Genomic DNA, 20,418 nt, shown 5'->3' on the forward strand with positions numbered 1-20,418 from the left:
AATAAGCCTTTATTGTTGTTCTTTCTTATCGGTTTTTTCGGTGTGAATGTATTTTTGACTCACGTCTACGACGGCGATATCACGAATAAATTCTCGTCCAAGCAATACAGGATGACTCATTTGAGAGCGATCCGCCAAAGTGAACTGTGCTTTCTCGTGGATTTTCCCAACTTTAACCCAAAGCTCGATCACCGGGCGGCGTTCCACTTCTGAGCTACTTGCTTGACGAATTCGCACGAAGCGAACCACGGGGGCTTCAATCCAGTTTTGTTCTGCTTCTTTGTTATCAATATCAGTGAGATGGAAACGTACCCAAGTCTTGCTATTGCGCTCGAATTCTTCGATATCAGATGCATCTAAAGACGAAGTTGCAGCACCGGTATCGACTCGCGCATCAAAAGTTTGCTGAATGGCATCGATGGTCACTCGCTCAATGGCACCGAGAACCACTTCATTAGAAGGGATAGAGGCGATAGGTTCGGGGGAAGCATCAGGGGTTTCGTCAGCTCTAGATTCATCTTGACGAAGATGACTTAGGGTTTTTGTACCAAAGTGCTCAACTTGCTCATTGAGTTGGTCGATTTCGTACTCAAGACTCTCGATATATTCGGATTGATTACTGATTTTAAGCTCCAGCCTATCAACCTGACGAGATAGGTTGGTTTCAACTGACTTGATGGCGGCTAATGACTCTTGATGATACTGCTCAGTTTTCGTTGATACGCAACCTGAAAGCAGGGCGACAGCGAGAACGGGCGTCAATTGTTTAAACATCGAAAACCTTAGTGATGAACGTAGATGGTTTCAAAATTAGAAGTTTACTTATATCCCTTAGCTGCCACAACTTATTCATTTGGAACGTGAATCAAAGTTTGGCTAGCCCAAAATGAGGATGTATAAATACATCCCCAATTTGTATTAGCTTAGCCTACCTGAATAGTCAAAAAGTGCGTTAATTTTCTGTCAATTATGGTTTGCGCGCGATAAGAGTTGCGCGGCGAGGAGCAGGGTAGCCTTCGACCGTTTTACTCGGGTCGTTCGGGTCAAGGTAGTTAGGCAGTGAATTGTGGGTCATCCATGAGGTGGTGCGTTGCTCGTGAACTGACGTAACATTTTCGTCAACAATGCGTACATCGTCAAAGCCGCATTGCTCGAGCCACACTTTCAGTGCGCGTGCCGAAGGGAAGAAAAATACATTGCGCATTTGAGCGTAGCGGTCGGTTGGCACCAGAACAGATGTTTCATCGCCGTCAATCACCAGCGTTTCTAAGACCAATTCACCGCCAGAAACCAACTGATTTTTTAACTGAATCAAGTGGTCGAGCGGAGAACGTCGATGGTAAAGCACTCCCATGCTAAATACCGTATCAAACGCTTCCAGTTGCGGTAGTTGCTCAATGCCTAAAGGCAACAAATGCACACGTTGGTCATCACCCATTAGCTTGCGAATGGCTTCAAACTGCACCAAAAAAAGGTGTGATGGGTCGATACCGACACACAGCCGTGCTTGTTCGCCGAGCATGCGCCACATGTGATAGCCGTTTCCACAGCCAACATCGAGCACAGTACGATTTTTCAGCGGGCTGATATGTGGTAAGAGTCGCTCCCATTTCCAGTCGCTGCGCCACTCGGTATCGATATGGATATAATGAACCGTATAGGGGCCTTTGCGCCATGGATGGAAAGTACGCAGCAAGTTTTCCAGCTTTTTCTTTTCACCCTCTGCCAGCGGTTGCTCATGGCTTAAGGACACCGAGTCTTTGAGGTCGATGTGTTGGGCTGCTCCTTCAGGGATTTTTTTAAGCGCACGCAACCAACGTTCAAAATCGCCATGTGGGGTATTTTGCCAGTCAGTAAGTTGCTGTGGCAGCGTATTAAGCCAGGATTGTAAACGCGGCTCTTGCGCGATCAGCTGATAAAAATTGCCAAAGTTAAACATCAAATCATTACCTAATTAAAAACAACTACTCACGCCATTACTTAATCGCGAACATTGAACCAAAGTTGAAACACTGGAACCAGACTTCATTACTTGAGAAACCTATTTGCTCAAAACGCTGCTTATGGTCGGCAATGCTATCTGGACGTAGTACGTTTTCGATGGCGTTACGCTTTTGACTGATTTCGAGTTCGCTGTAACCATTTGCGCGTTTAAAGTCATGATGAAGGTCAATCAGAAGTTCGTTGGCGGCCGCGTTTTCAAACACGTACTTCTCCGAGAGAATCAGAATGCCACCAGGGCGTAATCCAGCGTGGATTTTTGAAAGTAGCGCATAGCGATCGTCGGGAGAAAGAAATTGCAGGGTGAAATTGAGGACGACGACAGAGGCGTCTTGAATGTCCACATCGCGAATATCCGCTTCCAACACGTCGACAGGGGTATCAGAACGGTAAGCATTGATGTGAAGTTTGCAGCGTTCGACCATGGCTGACGAGTTATCGACGGCGATAATTTTGCAGCCGTCTTTGTCAATATGTCTGCGCATTGATAGCGTTGCTGCCCCTAATGAACAGCCGAGGTCATAAACATTAGTATTGGGTTTGGCAAAACGCTCTGCCAACATACCAATCGCTGAAATGATATTGCTGTACCCTGGTACTGAGCGTTGGATCATATCCGGAAAAACTTCGGCGACTCGTTCGTCGAAAGTGAAGTCACCAATTTTATCAATCGGTGCAGAAAAGATAGCGTCTTTATTGCTCATGATGTCTCTCACAGGGCGTAAACTTGATACAGCGAAACGGAAAAGGCGCGTATTTTAGGGCAAATTTACCTCGGTGTCATTATCACCCTGCGATCGCTAGAACATACTCAGTTGTGGCGCATTCCCTTCGGCGGGAAATGGCGCTAAGTCCGGTAAAAGAATATTTTGGCTAAGCTGTTGATACAACTCTCGTGCTAACTGCGGCGCCTCAATATTATCCGGAGTATGGATCATCAAATAAGGCTGTTTGCCCTGCTCAATCCAATCTGGCAGCTTATTCTCCCAAGCTTTAAAAAATGGCAAGTTGTCTGCACGCTGTGGGTGGCCTATGAAGCGAATCATCGGGCTTTTCGCGGTAGCGATAGCATGTACGGGAACCTTAGGTTTCTTTTGATGAGCGTCGATAACCGCTTCAGTGTTCGGCGGCGCAGCAAACACGGGGCGACTGTCCATAATAACGCGGTCAATGCCGGATTCGATGAGCCACTGATTGAGACGTTGCTCGGCGTCTCCCTTCGCAAAAAAAGCCATATTGCGAACTTCAACACCAAGCGGGACATCTTGAGGAAACAGACGGCAAAACTGCTGGAGCTGCGATAGATGCTCCGGGCCAAAAGCAGCAGGGAGTTGAATCATCCATTGACCAACGCGCCCAGCAAGCGGTGCCATCACTTGCAAAAATTCGGTCAACATAGGTTGAGCGTGTTTAAGCATATGCTGATGGGTGATGGCTTTGGGCAACTTAAATGTAAAACGAAAATCATCGTGGGTTGCTGCGCGCCAGTTTAGTACCGTATTTGCCGACGGCGTGGCGTAGAATGTCGTGTTGCCTTCCACAGTATGAAAAACGCTGGCATAGCGTTCAAGCCTCTGCGCGGGTTGGGTACCGCTGCCGTAAAATGTGCTTTGCCACTGAGCATGAGACCACATGGTTAAGCCGAGTCGAATGGGTAAATCTTGCATCGCAAAGTGAGGTCATTGATGGTAGCCCATACTTTACGGCAGTTTTGAAGATTTGTGTAATTTAACGCTATAATCGGCGCATATTTGTCACTTGCACTTAATTTTGGCTAGTTTGTAGCCGAAAGCTTGTTCAATCGACAGAAAAGACAACAATTTGTCCGCTGATATATCGATTTTGTTCGACTTTCAGCGTATAAATGACAGCTTAATGTTGCTCCGACTATCGCTGAGCAACTTGGAATTATTAATCAAACGAGAGATTGGGAAATTCACTATGCGTACCCATTACTGTGGTCACCTGAACAAGTCCCTGGCGGGACAAACTGTAGAATTATGCGGCTGGGTTAATCGTCGCCGTGATTTAGGCGGTCTGATTTTTATCGACATGCGAGATCGCGAAGGTATTGTTCAAGTGGTGGTTGATCCAGATATGGCGGATGCGTATGCGGTAGCAAACCAGCTTCGTAATGAGTTCTGTATCAAATTGACCGGTGTGGTTAACGCGCGTCCAGATAGCCAAGCGAATAAGGATATGGCGACGGGTGAAGTGGAAATCTTGGCTCAAAGTCTTGAGATCATCAACCGTGCAGACGTTTTGCCGCTCGATTTTAATCAAAAGAACTCAGAAGAACAGCGTCTAAAATACCGTTATCTCGATCTTCGTCGCCCTGAAATGAGCGACCGCATTAAGTTGCGTGCAAAAGCGTCAAGCTTTGTGCGTCGTTTCCTCGATGAAAACGGCTTCTTGGATATCGAAACGCCAGTATTGACAAAAGCGACGCCAGAAGGCGCACGCGACTACTTGGTACCGAGTCGCGTCCATAAGGGGAGCTTCTACGCGTTGCCTCAATCTCCTCAGCTGTTCAAACAGCTCCTCATGATGTCTGGATTTGATCGTTACTATCAGATCGTGAAATGTTTCCGTGATGAAGACTTACGTGCTGACCGTCAGCCTGAATTTACTCAAATCGATATCGAAACGTCATTCATGAGCGCCGAACAAGTTCGTGAAGTGACAGAGAAAATGATCCGTGACATGTGGCTAGAACTCAAAGGCGTTGAGTTGGGTGAATTCCCAATCATGCCTTACTCAGAAGCCATGCGTCGTTTTGGTAGCGATAAGCCAGATCTGCGCAACCCACTTGAGTTGGTTGACGTAGCGGATTTGCTTAAAGACGTTGAATTCAAAGTTTTCTCAGGCCCGGCGAACGATGCAGATGGTCGCGTTGCAGCACTTCGCGTTCCTGGTGGTGCTTCGCTAAGCCGCAAACAAATCGATGAGTACACATCATTTGTTGCTATCTACGGCGCGAAAGGTTTAGCGTGGATGAAAGTTAACGACCTTACTGCTGGCATGGAAGGCATTCAATCACCAGTTGCGAAGTTCCTCAACGAAGAGATTATTACCTCAATTGTTGAACGTACAGGGGCACAAACGGGTGATATCATTTTGTTTGGTGCAGATAAAGCGAACGTCGTTGCTGAAGCCATCGGTGCGTTACGTTTGAAAGTGGGTAAAGATCTCGAGTTAACGGACACGTCAGCATGGGCGCCACTATGGGTGATTGATTTCCCAATGTTTGAAGCGGATGAAGAAGGCAATGTGGCGGCAATGCACCACCCATTCACGTCACCGCTTAACATGACGCCAGACGAGCTGAAAGCGAATCCTTCATCAGCGTTGTCGAATGCCTATGATATGGTACTAAATGGTTATGAAGTGGGTGGCGGTTCGGTGCGTATTCACGATGCCACTATGCAAGCGGCAGTGTTTGACTTGCTAGGCATTGATGCGCAAGAACAACAACTGAAATTCGGCTTCCTACTCGATGCGCTTAAATTCGGTACGCCACCACATGCAGGCCTTGCGTTTGGTCTTGACCGTCTAGTGATGCTACTTTGTGGTACGGAGAACATCCGTGACGTGATTGCATTCCCTAAAACAACGGCAGCTGCGTGTCTGTTAACGGATGCGCCAAGTATGGCAAACCCTGCGGCACTTGAAGAGCTAGCGATTGCTGTGACTGCCGCTAAAGATAAAGATGCAGAGTAACGTTAAACGTGATTAGAAAAAACCGCTGATGATTCAGCGGTTTTTTTTGTCTCAAAAGCTCTAAAACAAGCGCTTGGCTTAGAGGGTGATTGTTTTCCATTGCCCAGGCTGAAGTGCATCTAAGGTGACGTCTCCCATTGCGTAACGAATAAGTCGAAGAGTGGGAAATCCAATGTGTGCAGTCATGCGACGGACTTGGCGATTACGTCCTTCAACGATAGTGATTGCTAACCACGTAGTGGGAATGTGAGCGCGAAAGCGCACAGGTGGATTTCTCGGCCAGACACTTGGCTCTTGAATGCGCTCGACCTTGGCGGAAAGCGTTAGCCCATCTTTTAACTCCACCCCTGAACGCAATTTATCTAAGTCTTGTTCAGTGGGTGAGCCATCGACCTGTACCCAGTAAGTCTTGGGCGACTTTTCACCGGGCTGAGTCAACTTCGCTTGAAGGATACCGTCATTGGTCAGGATCATCAGCCCTTCGCTGTCTCGGTCTAAGCGTCCGGCTGCGTAAATGCCTTTGATATCAATATAGTCGGCGAGTGTGGTTCTTCCATCCCCATCGGTAAATTGGCTTAATGTGTCATAAGGCTTATTAAAGGCAATAATTTTACGGTCTTCTGGGCGAACACGTGTTTTTTGAGTGCGCGGTTTAGAGCGGTGTTTTGCACTACTTTTGTCTTGGCTTTGACGTTTTAATCGCGGGGAAGAGGGAGAATGACTTTTCCGTGTATGGGCTCGAGAAGAGCGAGGTGACATGTTAACTACCTTGCAAAAATGTAAATGAACTGTATGTGGAAGTTTTAAGCTGGCGCGATTTGCGCTATTATTTGCGCGCCCAAATACAGGATTGACGAACAAGATAATAGACTATTATCTTGGTTTTGTTTAATTATAACGAGTTCTCATGGAATTTGCTGTCTTTGACAGCTGAGACGTAAAAAAACATCAATCGCGTGCAAGCTTAGAGAGGATGATACCAGCTTGCCCAGCGGCCATTCACTCAGCATCAATCATTCATGGTGCTGTTAGAACAATAGGGAAATTTCATGCCTACAGAAAAACCTACAATCATCTACACGATTACCGATGAAGCGCCAGCTCTTGCGACCTACTCACTGCTGCCGATCATTCAGTCTTTTACGGCGTCTTCGGGTATTAATGTTGAAACGCGTGACATCTCATTGGCAGGCCGAGTGATCGCTAACTTCCCAGAGCATTTGAAAGAAGGGCAACGCATTGGAGATGCGTTGGCTGAGTTAGGTGAATTGGCACAGAAACCAGAAGCAAATATCATTAAATTGCCAAACATCTCAGCTTCCGTTCCGCAATTGCGCGCGGTGATTAAAGAGCTGCAACAAAAAGGCTATAACCTCCCAGATTACCCAGCGGAACCTTCAAGCTACGAAGAGGAAGCGATTAAAGCGACATACGACAAAATTAAAGGCAGCGCGGTGAACCCAGTGTTGCGTGAAGGTAACTCTGATCGCCGAGCGCCTCTATCAGTGAAAAACTACGCGAAGAAAAACCCACACTCAATGGGGGCGTGGAGCGCAGAGTCAAAGTCGTCCGTTGCAAGCATGACAGAAAACGATTTCTTTGGTAGCGAGAAATCGGTCACTATTGATACGGCGACAAAAGTAAAAATTGAATTCGTCGGTCAAGATGGTGCAACCAAAGAGTTGAAACCGTTGTTCCCATTGCTTGAAAAAGAAATCATTGATACGTCAGTGATGAACAAAAATGCATTGATTTCTTTCTTTGAACAGCAGATAGAAGCAGCAAAACAACAAGACGTTTTGCTTTCTCTTCACCTCAAAGCGACCATGATGAAGGTCTCAGACCCAGTTATTTTTGGCTACGCCGTTAAGGTTTATTACAGAGACGTATTTGAAAAATACGGTGAGTTATTTGACCAGCTTGGTGTTGATGTTAATAACGGTATTGGTGACGTTTACTCGAAGATCGAAACTCTGCCTGCAGACAAGCAAGCTGAGATCAAAGCGGCTCTGGATGACGTATACAAAACACAACCGCCACTCGCCATGGTCGATTCTGACCGTGGCATCACCAACTTGCACGTTCCAAGTGATGTGATTGTTGATGCGTCGATGCCTGCAATGCTGCGCTCATCGGGTCAGATGTGGGGGCCTGATGGCGGCCAAAAAGATACGCTAGCTATGATTCCTGATCGCAGCTACGCGAGCATCTACCAAGCTGTAATCGATTTTTGTAAGCAACATGGCGCGTTTGATCCGACAACCATGGGCAGTGTGCCAAACGTTGGCTTGATGGCTCAAAAAGCAGAAGAATACGGTTCTCACGATAAAACGTTCATTCTTGATGCTGCGGGTACGGTACGTGTTGTGTCTGAAAATGGTGATATTCTGCTTGAGCAAAACGTTGAGCAAGGCGACATTTTCCGTATGTGCCAAGTGAAAGATGCACCGATTCAAGATTGGGTCAAACTGGCGGTTAATCGTGCACGCGCAACCAGCACACCAGCAGTATTTTGGTTAGATGAAAACCGCGCTCATGATGCGCAGTTGATTAAGAAAGTAAACCAGTACTTGCCAGATCACGACACATCCGGCTTAGAGATTAAGATCTTGGCGCCACTTGATGCCTGTAAGTATTCACTAGAGCGCATCAAGCGTGGTGAAGATACCATCTCGGTAACAGGTAACGTACTGCGTGATTATCTAACTGACTTGTTCCCAATTCTAGAACTCGGAACGTCGGCGAAAATGCTGTCGATTGTGCCATTAATGAATGGTGGTGGTTTGTTTGAAACCGGAGCAGGCGGTTCAGCGCCTAAGCACGTCCAACAAGTTGAAAAAGAAAATCACCTTCGCTGGGATTCGTTGGGTGAGTTCTTGGCTCTCGCGGCTTCTTTGGAGCACTTATCTGCCGCGACGAATAACGCGAAAGCTCAGGTGTTGGCTGATACGCTAGATAAAGCAACGGGTGATTTCCTAGACAACAATAAATCACCGTCGCGCCGCGTAGGTGAAATCGATAATCGTGGTAGCCACTTCTACCTAGCCATGTATTGGGCTCAAGCGTTGGCAGCACAAACCAAAGATGCTGACTTAGCCGCAGAGTTTGCACCGATTGCCAAAGCGATGGTGGAAAACGAAGCGAAAATTCTTGAAGAGCTCAATGGCGCACAAGGTACTCCTGCTGATCTTGGCGGATACTATCTGCCCGTGTTTGAAAAAGCGGCGGCAGTGATGCGTCCAAGTGCGACGCTAAACCAAATTATTGGTTAAGCTCATCGTAGAAACAAAGAAACCCGCCTTTTGGCGGGTTTTTTTACAACACTTAACTGGGCAGCGATTATTTGACTGGTTGACCTTCAACAGGCACCACTTCACTTGCGTGATAGCCTTTTGGCCCTTCCTCTACCTCAAAAGTGACTTGTTGGCCAGCTTTTAGAGTTCGATAGCCTTCCATCTGAATGGTGGAGTAGTGCGCGAATACGTCACTGTCTTCTCCTTCTGGGCAGATGAAACCAAATCCTTTGGCGTTATTAAACCATTTAACTGTACCTGTAGCCATGCTTTACATCCCTCATGCATTTTGTTACTGAAGTTGTTAAAAGTAGTCGCCCTAAAATAAAAAGGACACTGCTTATAAGTGAATAGTCATTTAGCCGCTGCCAAATTTTTAGTCACTATTTGACCAATTTAGCCAATGATGGAACACAGTCAATAGGAAAAATGTATTAACAGCGACATATTTGCAAACAAATTGCTTGCAACCTTTACATTTTGCTAACTGATGCGTTTACAAGATTGGAATTCACTCATTCAGTACCGAAATAGCTTGTTGTTCGCTTTTTAAGCATTTAGTCTAAAGCATACGTGATATAGAAATCTTTTATTTGCAGCGATACCATTGCTGCATTAGTCTCTTAATAAGGGCGTTTTTCAAATTGGTCTTTTTGCGCTGAGTTAAGAGATTCATCCCACTTAAAATCAATGCGGAAGCGATACAAATTGAACATCGAAACACTCTTTGTTATTAACTATTATGAGTAAGCAATTCGAATGGGTTACTCCAGACTCAAACCTTCTGGAGAAAGAAAAAACTAAAGTTCAACCACCAGCTATGTATAACGTGGTTTTGTGTAACGATGACTACACTCCAATGGATTTTGTCATCGAAATCCTTGAGCGATTTTTTTCAATGGACATAGATAAAGCGACTCAAGTGATGCTTAAAGTACATTATGAAGGGAAGGCGATTTGCGGTACGTTTACGGCTGAAGTCGCGGAAACAAAAGTGGCACAAGTGACAATGTATTCTAGGGAAAATGAGCACCCATTACTCTGCACCATGGAACAAGCTTGATGCTATCGGAATGACAATGACAAAGTGATTCCTTAAAGGAGGTCCTTATGCTTAACAAAGAATTAGAGTCGAGCTTGAACGGCGCTTTTGCTCGCGCCCGAGATAAACGACATGAATTTATGACCGTCGAGCACCTCCTGTTAGCGTTGTTAGAAAACGATGCAGCAAGAGAAGCGTTAATGGCTTGCCAAGCAGACATCGATACTTTGCGTAACGAGCTAGATATTTTCATTGACCAAACAACCCCGCTGATTCCAGAAAACGATGAAACTCGCGAGACTCAGCCAACACTTAGCTTTCAACGCGTGCTTCAACGCGCGGTATTCCATGTACAATCTTCGGGTCGCAGTGAAGTCACTGGTGCTAACGTCCTTGTCGCGATTTTCAGTGAACAAGAATCTCACGCTGCCTACTTATTGAAGAAAAACGATATTAGCCGTTTGGATATCGTTAACTTTATTTCACACGGTATTACTAAGGCATCCAGTACGGGTGAAGACCCAACAGGTCCTGATTCCTTTAGTAGTGATAGTGTCGAAGAGAGCAATTCGGAAGAACGTTTAGAAAGTTTTGCCACCAACCTTAACCAAGTGGCAAAGCAAGGTCACATTGACCCATTAATTGGTCGTGACCAAGAGCTTGAGCGTACCATCCAAGTCCTATGCCGCCGCCGTAAAAATAATCCGTTGTTAGTCGGTGAAGCTGGTGTCGGTAAAACCGCCATTGCCGAAGGGTTGGCTTGGCGCATCGTCGAAGGCCAAGTGCCGGATATTATCAAACAAAGTGTTATTTATTCACTTGACATTGGTTCATTGCTTGCAGGAACCAAATACCGCGGTGATTTTGAGAAACGTTTTAAAACCATTCTCAAACAGCTTGAGAAAGAAGAAGACGCGATCCTGTTTATCGATGAGATTCATACCATCATCGGCGCAGGCGCCGCCTCTGGTGGCCAAGTCGATGCCGCGAATCTGATTAAGCCACTATTAAGTAGTGGTAAATTACGCTGTATTGGTTCGACAACCTATCAAGAATACAACAGTATTTTTGAGAAGGAGCGTGCGCTTTCTCGTCGTTTCCAAAAGATCGATATTGTCGAGCCCTCACTGGATGATACGACCAAGATCTTGATGGGCCTCAAAACCAAATACGAAGCACACCACGAGGTTCGTTATACCAACAAAGCACTGCGTGCAGCGGTAGAGCTTTCTGCCAAATACATTAATGAGCGTCATCTTCCTGATAAAGCCATTGATGTCATTGATGAAGCGGGAGCTAGAAGTCGTCTAGCACCAGCAAGCCGTCGCCGTAAGACAGTGGGTGTTGCTGACATTGAGTCAATGGTTGCCAAAATGGCGCGTATTCCAGAGAAGTCTGTGTCTTCAACCGACAAAGACGTACTTCAATCTCTTGATGAGAAAATGAAGATGTTGGTGTTTGGCCAAGATCCTGCAATCAGCGTGCTGTGTGAAGCCATCAAGCTTTCCCGTTCAGGGTTGGGTGCTGAGAACAAACCGGTTGGTTCGTTCCTATTTGCAGGCCCGACTGGGGTAGGTAAAACGGAAGTGACTTTACAGCTATCTAAGTTGTTGGGTATCGAACTCCTTCGCTTTGACATGTCGGAGTACGGAGAACGTCACTCAGTGAGTCGCTTGATTGGTGCTCCTCCAGGCTACGTTGGTTTTGACCAAGGTGGTTTATTGACTGATGCCGTCATCAAGCATCCACATTCTGTGGTGTTACTTGATGAGATCGAAAAGGCGCACCCAGACATCTTTAACTTGTTACTGCAAGTCATGGATAACGGTACGTTAACCGACAACAATGGTCGTAAAGCGGATTTCCGTAACGTGATTCTGGTGATGACAACTAACGCAGGTGTGTCTGAAACCGTGAAGAAATCAATTGGTTTGATTCAGCAAGACCACAGCTTTGATGCAATGGCAGAAATCAAGAAAGTGTTTACGCCAGAGTTCAGAAACCGTCTGGATAACATCATCTGGTTTAATAGCTTGGATGAAGAAGTGATTCATCAGGTGGTTGATAAATTCATTGTCGAGCTGCAAGCACAGTTGGATGCGCGTGGCGTATCGATGGAAGTCTCTGAAGACGCACGTAACTGGCTCGCGGTTAAAGGCTACGATCGCTCGATGGGAGCACGCCCGATGGGACGTGTTATTCAAGAGCAGCTTAAGAAACCGTTGGCAAATGAATTGCTGTTTGGCGCCTTAGTCAACGGCGGTACCGTGAAAGTAACACTGAAAGATGACGAGTTGGTGTTTGACTTTCTAAATGAAGAAGAAGCCGCTGTCCATTAATCATTGATGCTCTTAGGAGTAATGAAAAGCCGAGGTGATTACCTCGGCTTTTTTATTGTCACGAAGAAATTGTGTTCTACAGGCTGCCACTTATGGCAATAAGCACGACAGAGCATCTTCATCACGCGGATAAAAGCTGACCAGGGCTTGGTAAGCTTCTTCGACTTCATCGGGAATCTCTTGCTCTGCTTGAAAGCCCTTAGCGGGATAGTGTTTTATGCGTTCAAAGTCACCGATGAGAGCATCGATGACTTCTGGCATCAATAGCTGCTCATTGCAAAAGTCATAGAAATCGCTGCCTGTTGACGTAACCGAAGCGTGAACGTCAGAGTTTGGCCACTGACGCTGAAATGTTGCGAGTGCTCGGCGTTCCATATACGGTTTTTGGACCAGCAAAACGGATTGGATTTGAAGGCCGTGTTGCTCAATCAACGCCGCGCTAAAACGAATATTTTCGCCGCTGTTGGTGGATTGTGTTTCGAGTAAAATATCTTGCTGCGGTACGCCAAGGTCAATGGCCACTTGAGCAAAGGTTTCAGCTTCGGATGTCGTAAAATCTTGAGTAAATCGACCTCGACCACCAGAGAAGATCATAACAGGAGCCAAACCTTGGTGATAAAGCTGTGCAGCATACGCCGCAACACGAACATCGTTACTGCCTAAAACCAGAATGCAGTCTGCTTGAGTAAGTAACTGCTTTAGTTGCATGTAGTCCCAAAGCGTTTCGATGTGCTGATAGAGAGGTTTTGACATGATGACTCCACTAAACCAATTCTAGTGTATGGCTAAAATGAAATTTATATCCGAGTTGTATGATCTTATCTGAGACAATTCGTTTATCGGGTTTATCAACCACGGTTGGCAGTGTGTCGGAGAGTCCCGCATTATCCAGAGCTTGCTGATAAAATGCCTCCTTACTGACTGTATTGGGCGTCGATGCATTGACCACTTGATTGGTGATATTGGCAGCGGCAAAACTGATGCAACCCATGGCGTCCTGTAGGTGGATCATATTGGCAGGGGCAGAGCAGCTCACGCTTGGCAACTTAGCCGCAAATCTTGAAGGGTGACGGTTTGGCCCAACTAAACCACTGCAGCGGACAATTGCATATTCCAAACCACTGCTGATGACATGTTGTTCGGCTTCCAGCAGAATTTTGGCTTTGTCATCAAACGATTCCTCTTCTACTGCTAAGGCGAGTGATGCCTTTTCTTCAGTCATATCCTCAGCGACTGATGGATAAACCGAGGTGCTACTTACCATAACGATTTTTTTTACCTTGCAGCGACGTGCAATATTAATCAGATTTGCCCAGTGTGTGGGATAGCTTTCTCCGCCATCTTTGCGAAAGCCTGGAGGAAAACTGCCGATCAAGGTATCGACGTCATTGTCAGATAGGTATTGTTCTAGCTCGCTACACGGCTGTGCCAAGTCTGCGGTAATTGCTTCAATATTCTGATGCGTTAACTCGTCGATACCTGATGGTGTTCGTCGAGTCGCGCTAACCTTAAAACCAATGGTTTTCAGGTACTGAGCTAAAGGTAAGCCCAGCCAACCTGCACCAATGATGGTGATATTTTGCATACCTTATCCTTATGGCCTGATTACATGAGTAACTTATTGTAATCAAATCATTGAATCACGTCATGGTGAGTTTTAAGAGCTTGAAAAAGAGAGAGGGCGAAAGGTCATGAACGGGGAAAATAGGAGCCGATTTGACTCCTACACAGAGATTATTGGCTTAGCACATGGAGGATTTTGTCGGTATGTTCGGCAATCACGATACCTTCATCAGTGAGGTAGCCACCGTCTGGTGCGGTGCATAGACCTTTATTAAACAGGCGAGTGACGGCTTGTTGAATGTCACTATCAGCGTCACTATGAACTTTAATTCCTGTTGCAGAACTGCGTAAATCAAATTGCAGCAGCAGGTTCAATTCAGAAAGATGCTCGGCGGTAAATTTCATAAGGCGTTCCTTTTTTATATCGCTATCTCGACAGTAATCGTAACCCGGACTTCGAGCAAGTCCCTAGTTTCGATAGTGTTATCTAGATACGGCATAGCGTGTTTCGCGATAAAATTCGCGCCACGAAAAAAATTAAAATTTAATGTGACTTAAATCTTGTATTTATATCAAATTGGAGAGACTATTCGCGCTCCCGATAAATGTTTCAAGATGTTACTAAAGTATGGATTTTAATCAATTTGATTCACTATTGCCGCCTCAAGCGGCGGAACGCGCTGCAGAAGTAGGCGTCGGCAAAGCCACCAAACCTGCGAATAAATCTTTTCTATTAGCTGTTTCAGCAGGTATTCATATTGGCATTGCGTTTATTTTTTATACCACTGTGACAACCGGGGCCTCTCAACTGCCTTGGGGGATGACGCACTTGATTGGCGGATTGGTTTTTAGCCTAGGTCTGATCTTAGTGGTGGTCACGGGTGGAGAGCTATTTACCAGCTCAGTGTTAACCTTAGTTGCTCGTGCCAGTGGTAAAATCACGTGGAAAACACTGATAAAAAATTGGCTTGTTGTCTACGCGGGTAACTTATGCGGTGCACTGTTGCTCGTTGGTTGCATGCTGGTTGCACGTCAATATATGTTCGATGGCGGTCAGGTCGGTCTTAATGCGATGGCCATTTCTCAGCACAAAATGCATCACGGTTTCTTCCAAGCCGTCGCATTGGGCATTATGTGTAACGTTTTGGTCTGCATCGCGGTGTGGATGACATTCAGTGGTCGTTCATTAACAGATAAAATCGTGGTCATGATTCTCCCGGTTGCTATGTTCGTTGCATCGGGTTTTGAACACTGCATTGCAAACATGTTCCAAGTTCCAATGGCGATTGGTATCAAATACTTTGCTCCTGAGTCATTTTGGCAAATGACAGGTGCGAATATTGCTGACTACGCAGATTTGAATCTTATTCACTTTATTACTCATAACCTCATTCCTGTCACGCTAGGTAATATTATTGGCGGCGGTGTTTTTGTGGCAATGTGGTATTGGATGATCTATTTGCGTCGCTAATTGCTCGTGACCAGTGGTACGAATTTAGCAGTCTAACCATGATTTGGCTGCTGAATTCGCCGTGTTACACCTATATAACCTTTATTCCGTCTCTATCTCTCCCCTGCAAACTGGCTTTGGTATGTTTTTCTCTTCACCACGTTTAGTCTTTGCTATCACCGCTTAATATCGAGTCGACGTCATTTTAATTTGTGGTTAATTTTTAACGACAAGGATAATAAGTGACATGAAAAGTGACTCATCCCAGTGGTTATCCACAGATTCTGTGGATAATAATTTGTTTAAATGTTGTCTGTTTATAAAAAGTCTTATTTTCGGGATGAGGGTATACTTTCTTGTTTTATAAGAAAATATTTATTTACTCTATCTCGCATACAAGACGTATAGCAAAATATTTCATAAAACTTGGCGCATAATAAAATTGAGGAAGTAGGAAAAATTACCGAAATTGGTTAAAAAATAACACCTTCAACTTTTTAGCGAGCTTAAAGTCACGTCACAAATTATTGTATTGAATCCATCCATCGTGTTTTTTAAGTAAAGTCCCAAGCTAAGGCGGTGACTCTCGACCCGCGTGAACCTCTGCTATAAGATACACAACCATTAGTTAACGTTACCGAGCGCAGTATATGACCATTATTTTGGGTATCGACCCAGGTTCACGAATTACAGGTTATGGTGTTATTCGTCAGCAGGGTAGACACTTACATTATTTGGGCAGTGGTTGTATTCGTACCTCGGAAAAAGCACTTCCTGGTCGGCTTAGGCAAATTTACGCTGGTGTCACCGAAATCATCACCCAGTTTCAGCCTGATGTGTTCGCGATTGAACAGGTGTTCATGGCCAAAAACGCGGATTCAGCATTGAAGTTAGGGCAGGCACGTGGGAGTGCGATTGTTGCTGCCGTCAATGCCGATTTGACGGTTTACGAATACGCGGCTCGATTGATCAAGCAAGCTGTGGTTGGCACGGGTGGGGCGGATAAAGTCCAGGTGCAGCATATGGTTCAACATATGCTAAAGTTGCCAGCCAAGCCTCAAGCCGATGCCGCCGATGCGCTTGGTGTGGCTATCTGCCATGCGAATACCAATAAAACCATGGTGGCCCTTGCGGGAAGAGCGACTTCAGCACGTAAAGGACGATATCGCTAACTGACTTGCTTTTACTGGCTATCTATCCAGTAATTTATTATGATTCATAGCAACGACAAGAGATAACTAGGAATGACACAGTGATTGGACGTTTACGCGGCATTATTCTCGAAAAGCAACCCCCTGAAGTTTTAATTGAAGTCAATGGTGTTGGCTATGAAGTCCAAATGCCAATGAGTTGTTTTTACGAGTTACCCAACGTCGGTGAAGAAGCCGTTATTTACACTCATTTTGTGGTTCGTGAAGACGCACAGTTACTTTATGGATTTAACAATACCAAAGAGCGCGGTCTATTTCGTGAAGTGATTAAAGCGAATGGAGTTGGGCCAAAGCTCGGGCTGGGTATTCTGTCTGGAATGACGGCGACACAGTTTGTAACTTGTGTTGATAATGAAGATATTTCGACATTGGTGAAGTTACCTGGGGTTGGTAAGAAAACCGCAGAGCGTCTGGTTGTCGAAATGAAAGATAGGTTAAAAGGCTGGGGGGCCGGTGACTTATTTACACCCTTTACCGATGCTGCTCCTGCGGATTCACCAGCCTCGCACTCTGTTGGTGCCGAAGAAGAGGCAATCGCCGCGTTGATAGCGCTAGGCTACAAGTCAACGCAAGCCTCGAAAGTGGTTTCAAAAATTTATTCTGACGGAATGAATAGCGAAGATCTGATTCGCGAATCATTAAAATCCATGGTGTAAATGCAGAGGTTAGGCGCTGTTTGTTGCCTAGCAATACGGTTTCTCCAAACAATTAAACTTATTCTATTCAAGGTTTGCCATTTATGATCGAAGCTGATCGCCTTATTGCTCCGGACAATCCCGTGTTTAAAGAAGAAGATGTGATTGACCGCGCTATTCGTCCTAAGAGTCTGGCTGATTATAAAGGCCAAGACCATGTACGCGACCAGATGGAAATATTCATTCAGGCGGCAAAGCTACGTAGTGAAGCGTTAGATCATTTACTGATTTTTGGGCCTCCTGGCCTGGGTAAAACGACACTTGCTAATATTGTCGCCAATGAAATGGATGTGAATATTCGCACAACGTCAGGTCCGGTGTTAGAAAAAGCCGGCGACCTTGCAGCGTTGCTGACCAATCTTGAAGAAAATGATGTGCTATTTATCGACGAGATACACCGCTTAAGCCCCATGGTTGAAGAAGTGCTGTATCCGGCGATGGAAGACTATCAGCTGGACATCATGATTGGTGAAGGTCCTGCCGCTCGTTCAATTAAAATCGACTTGCCGCCATTTACCTTGATTGGTGCAACTACAAGAGCGGGGTCTTTAACCTCGCCGCTGCGCGATCGCTTTGGGATCACTCAACGTCTTGAATACTATAAAGTGGCCGACCTACAAGACATTGTTAAGCGTAGTGCCGAATACCTGAATTTGTCGATGGATATGGAAGGCGCATTAGAAGTAGCGCGCCGTGCGCGTGGCACGCCACGAATTGCTAACCGATTGCTGCGTCGCGTACGCGATTACGCTGAAGTGAAGAGTAACGGCCACATTGACGCATCCATCGCAGATAAAGCGCTGGATATGCTTGATGTCGATGCCGAAGGCTTCGACTATATGGACCGGAAGTTACTTTTGGCTATAATGGAAAAGTTTGGCGGCGGTCCTGTTGGATTAGATAACATGGCAGCGGCTATTGGCGAAGAGAAAGAAACCATCGAAGATGTGTTAGAACCTTACTTGATTCAACAAGGTTATTTACAAAGAACACCTCGAGGTCGTATTGCGACAGACCGTGCGTATTTACATTTTGGGCTCGACCGCTAATAAAAAGTGGTGTCAGAATAAGCTGACACTGCCATAAATTGTGATATTGATCGCCTTTTTTGATATTTATTGATGGCTTGATAAGTAACCGATTTGAGAACTTTGTTAATTCATTGTGCTACCCTTCCAAGAATATCCCGTACAAAATTACTAAGCATTAACATACTTATGCGATATCCTTTGATCTAGATCAATGTGATGCTTTTTTGAGCGAAATGGCGACGCTAAACTTGATCTAAATCAAAGCGGAATCCTCCTATAAACCTTTTGAAACCTAGGTTCTTTAGCAGTAATATTAGCCCCAGCTATATTAGCTGATGCTTAACAATTAACTAACCATAATGGTACATAATTGCAACAAGCTATTGATTGTTTTCAACATGTTTAATGTTGCATTAACGATTGGCCGTTTGATGTCTTTTATGCGGAAAGTGTCTTCAGCCGACACATAGGAGTTATCATGATTGACGTTGTTGATCTATCGCGATTGCAATTCGCATTTACAGCGATGTATCACTTCCTCTTCGTACCTCTGACTCTTGGTATGGCGTTTTTACTCGCTATCATGGAATCAGTGTATGTAATGACTGACAAGCAAATCTACAAGGACATGACAAAGTTCTGGGGTAAGCTTTTCGGTATCAACTTTGCGCTTGGTGTAGCCACCGGTTTAACCATGGAGTTTCAATTTGGTACAAACTGGTCTTACTATTCGCATTATGTAGGTGATATTTTTGGGGCACCGCTTGCGATTGAAGCATTGGTCGCATTCTTCTTAGAGTCCACTTTTGTTGGCCTATTCTTCTTTGGTTGGGATCGTCTGTCTAAACGTCAACACTTAGTGGTGACTTGGCTGGTGGCACTGGGTTCAAACTTCTCAGCGCTATGGATCTTGATCGCCAACGGTTGGATGCAAAACCCAGTTGGCGCGGACTTCAACTTCGAAACCATGCGTATGGAAATGGTGAGCTTTGCAGAAGTTGTTCTTAACCCTGTCGCTCAGGTTAAATTCGTGCATACCGTCGCTTCTGGTTACACGACCGGCGCAATGTTTATTCTAGGCATCAGCTCGTACTACCTTCTTAAAGGTCGCGACGTTGCATTCGCCCGTCGTTCTTTCGCCATTGCTTCCTCTTTTGGTATTGCTGCCGTGTTGTCGGTTATCGTACTCGGGGACGAGTCAGGCTACGAATTAGGTGAAGTTCAAAAAGTAAAATTGGCGGCGATTGAAGCAGAATGGCACACCGAGCCTGCTCCTGCCTCCTTTACGTTATTTGGTTTACCAAGCCAAGAGAAAATGGAAACGGAATACGCGATTAAAATTCCATACCTAATGGGGATTATCGCCACTCGTTCTATTGATGAAGAAGTAACTGGCCTTCGTGATTTACGCGAAGAGCACGTTGATCGTATCCGTAACGGTATGATTGCCTATGATCTGCTTGAGAAATTGCGCGCAGGTGACCAAACACCAGAAACCGCGCAAGCATTTGAAGAAGTGAAAGGTGACCTAGGTTACGGTCTGCTACTTAAACGTCATACAGAAAACGTCACTGACGCAACAGAAGCGGATATCCAAGCGGCTGCGGATGATTCTATCCCAACGGTTTGGCCTCTGTTCTGGTCGTTCCGTATCATGGTCGTCTGTGGCTTTATCATGCTGTTCGTATTTGGCGCGGCGTTCATTCAAACATGCCGTCATAAAATCGAACACAATCGCTGGTTAATGAAAGCGGCAGTACTTAGCATTCCACTTCCTTGGATTGCGATTGAAGCGGGCTGGTTTGTTGCCGAGTTCGGTCGTCAACCATGGGCCGTTGGTGAAATTCTTCCTGTGCACGCTGCTGCTTCTGCGCTTGAAGCCGGTCAAATTTGGGCGTCACTATTCGCGATTCTCGCGCTGTACACTGCATTCTTGATTGCGGAAGTGTACCTAATGGTGAAATACGCACGTAAAGGACCAAGCAGCCTGAAAACAGGTCGTTACCATTTCGAACAAGACGCGAACTCTTTAGACGATAAAGTTAGTCGCCAAGTCGAAGCGTAAGGAGAAAA

At 45.6% G+C, this 20,418-nt stretch carries 18 protein-coding genes; 9 read left to right on the forward strand and 9 right to left on the reverse strand.

Translation table 11 applies throughout. The annotated features are described in order from the left end of the window. Nucleotides 1-9: 9 nt before the first annotated feature. From ACFFUV_RS02155 to ACFFUV_RS02170, 4 genes are all read right to left on the reverse strand, one after another. Nucleotides 10-774, reverse strand: a complete 765-nt coding sequence (locus tag ACFFUV_RS02155) for an ATP-dependent zinc protease family protein (RefSeq protein ID WP_390189330.1) — start codon at nt 772-774, stop codon at nt 10-12. A gap of 193 nt (nt 775-967) precedes the next feature. Beyond that, a complete protein-coding gene (gene cmoB, locus ACFFUV_RS02160; RefSeq protein WP_390189332.1) occupies nt 968-1,939 on the reverse strand; it encodes a tRNA 5-methoxyuridine(34)/uridine 5-oxyacetic acid(34) synthase CmoB in 972 nt (323 codons plus the stop codon). A 37-nt stretch (nt 1,940-1,976) separates the two neighbouring features. Further along, nucleotides 1,977-2,705, reverse strand: coding sequence for a carboxy-S-adenosyl-L-methionine synthase CmoA (gene cmoA, locus ACFFUV_RS02165; protein ID WP_390189333.1), 729 nt, complete (start codon nt 2,703-2,705; stop codon nt 1,977-1,979). A gap of 96 nt (nt 2,706-2,801) precedes the next feature. After that, nucleotides 2,802-3,668 carry a DUF72 domain-containing protein gene (locus ACFFUV_RS02170; RefSeq protein WP_390189335.1) on the reverse strand — a complete coding sequence of 289 codons (867 nt, stop codon included), beginning with the start codon at nt 3,666-3,668 and terminating at the stop codon, nt 2,802-2,804. A 274-nt stretch (nt 3,669-3,942) separates the two neighbouring features. Here ACFFUV_RS02170 and aspS point away from each other — a divergent pair, with 274 nt between their 5' ends. Further along, nucleotides 3,943-5,721: an aspartate--tRNA ligase gene (gene aspS, locus ACFFUV_RS02175; RefSeq protein ID WP_390189337.1), complete on the forward strand. Its 1,779-nt coding sequence runs from the start codon at nt 3,943-3,945 to the stop codon at nt 5,719-5,721. A 78-nt stretch (nt 5,722-5,799) separates the two neighbouring features. On the opposite strand, the gene ACFFUV_RS02180 is transcribed toward aspS, so the two are convergent. Next, nucleotides 5,800-6,582, reverse strand: coding sequence for a pseudouridine synthase (locus tag ACFFUV_RS02180; protein WP_390189338.1), 783 nt, complete (start codon nt 6,580-6,582; stop codon nt 5,800-5,802). Nucleotides 6,583-6,770: 188 nt separating this feature from the next. On the opposite strand from ACFFUV_RS02180, the gene ACFFUV_RS02185 reads away from it, so the two are divergent. Beyond that, a complete protein-coding gene (locus ACFFUV_RS02185; protein WP_390189340.1) occupies nt 6,771-8,993 on the forward strand; it encodes an NADP-dependent isocitrate dehydrogenase in 2,223 nt (740 codons plus the stop codon). 67 nt (nt 8,994-9,060) lie between these two features. Here ACFFUV_RS02185 and cspD read toward each other — a convergent pair whose 3' ends face one another. Further along, on the reverse strand, nt 9,061-9,282 hold the full coding sequence (gene cspD, locus ACFFUV_RS02190) for a cold shock domain-containing protein CspD (RefSeq protein ID WP_390189342.1): 222 nt from the start codon (nt 9,280-9,282) through the stop codon (nt 9,061-9,063). A 474-nt stretch (nt 9,283-9,756) separates the two neighbouring features. Here cspD and clpS point away from each other — a divergent pair, with 474 nt between their 5' ends. Together clpS and clpA are read left to right on the forward strand one after the other, a co-directional pair. Next, complete coding sequence (gene clpS, locus ACFFUV_RS02195) at nt 9,757-10,077, forward strand: ATP-dependent Clp protease adapter ClpS (RefSeq protein ID WP_390189344.1); 321 nt, start codon at nt 9,757-9,759, stop codon at nt 10,075-10,077. A 47-nt stretch (nt 10,078-10,124) separates the two neighbouring features. After that, nucleotides 10,125-12,395 carry an ATP-dependent Clp protease ATP-binding subunit ClpA gene (gene clpA / locus ACFFUV_RS02200; RefSeq protein WP_390189345.1) on the forward strand — a complete coding sequence of 757 codons (2,271 nt, stop codon included), beginning with the start codon at nt 10,125-10,127 and terminating at the stop codon, nt 12,393-12,395. A 90-nt stretch (nt 12,396-12,485) separates the two neighbouring features. Here the strand turns inward: clpA and ACFFUV_RS02205 are convergent, their stop codons facing one another. The 3 genes from ACFFUV_RS02205 to ACFFUV_RS02215 form a co-directional block, all read right to left on the reverse strand. After that, on the reverse strand, nt 12,486-13,148 hold the full coding sequence (locus ACFFUV_RS02205; protein ID WP_390189346.1) for a YdcF family protein: 663 nt from the start codon (nt 13,146-13,148) through the stop codon (nt 12,486-12,488). 10 nt (nt 13,149-13,158) lie between these two features. Further along, complete coding sequence (locus tag ACFFUV_RS02210; protein ID WP_390189348.1) at nt 13,159-13,980, reverse strand: NAD(P)H-binding protein; 822 nt, start codon at nt 13,978-13,980, stop codon at nt 13,159-13,161. A gap of 149 nt (nt 13,981-14,129) precedes the next feature. Further along, entirely contained in the window at nt 14,130-14,363 is a 234-nt protein-coding gene (locus tag ACFFUV_RS02215; protein ID WP_390189349.1) for a TIGR02647 family protein, read from the reverse strand. 223 nt (nt 14,364-14,586) lie between these two features. Between ACFFUV_RS02215 and focA the strand changes: the two genes are divergently transcribed. From focA to cydA, 5 genes are all read left to right on the forward strand, one after another. After that, nucleotides 14,587-15,429, forward strand: a complete 843-nt coding sequence (focA, locus tag ACFFUV_RS02220; protein ID WP_390189351.1) for a formate transporter FocA — start codon at nt 14,587-14,589, stop codon at nt 15,427-15,429. 629 nt (nt 15,430-16,058) lie between these two features. Then, nucleotides 16,059-16,580, forward strand: coding sequence for a crossover junction endodeoxyribonuclease RuvC (ruvC, locus tag ACFFUV_RS02225; RefSeq protein WP_390189352.1), 522 nt, complete (start codon nt 16,059-16,061; stop codon nt 16,578-16,580). Nucleotides 16,581-16,660: 80 nt separating this feature from the next. Further along, complete coding sequence (ruvA, locus tag ACFFUV_RS02230; protein ID WP_390189353.1) at nt 16,661-17,275, forward strand: Holliday junction branch migration protein RuvA; 615 nt, start codon at nt 16,661-16,663, stop codon at nt 17,273-17,275. An 83-nt stretch (nt 17,276-17,358) separates the two neighbouring features. Continuing rightward, a complete protein-coding gene (gene ruvB / locus ACFFUV_RS02235; RefSeq protein ID WP_390189355.1) occupies nt 17,359-18,363 on the forward strand; it encodes a Holliday junction branch migration DNA helicase RuvB in 1,005 nt (334 codons plus the stop codon). Between the two features lie 460 nt (nt 18,364-18,823). Further along, nucleotides 18,824-20,410, forward strand: coding sequence for a cytochrome ubiquinol oxidase subunit I (gene cydA, locus ACFFUV_RS02240; RefSeq protein WP_390189356.1), 1,587 nt, complete (start codon nt 18,824-18,826; stop codon nt 20,408-20,410). The last annotated feature ends 8 nt before the right edge of the window (nt 20,411-20,418 follow it).

The sequence above is a fragment of the Vibrio olivae genome (genome assembly GCF_042428525.1).
Taxonomy (GTDB): domain Bacteria; phylum Pseudomonadota; class Gammaproteobacteria; order Enterobacterales; family Vibrionaceae; genus Vibrio; species Vibrio olivae.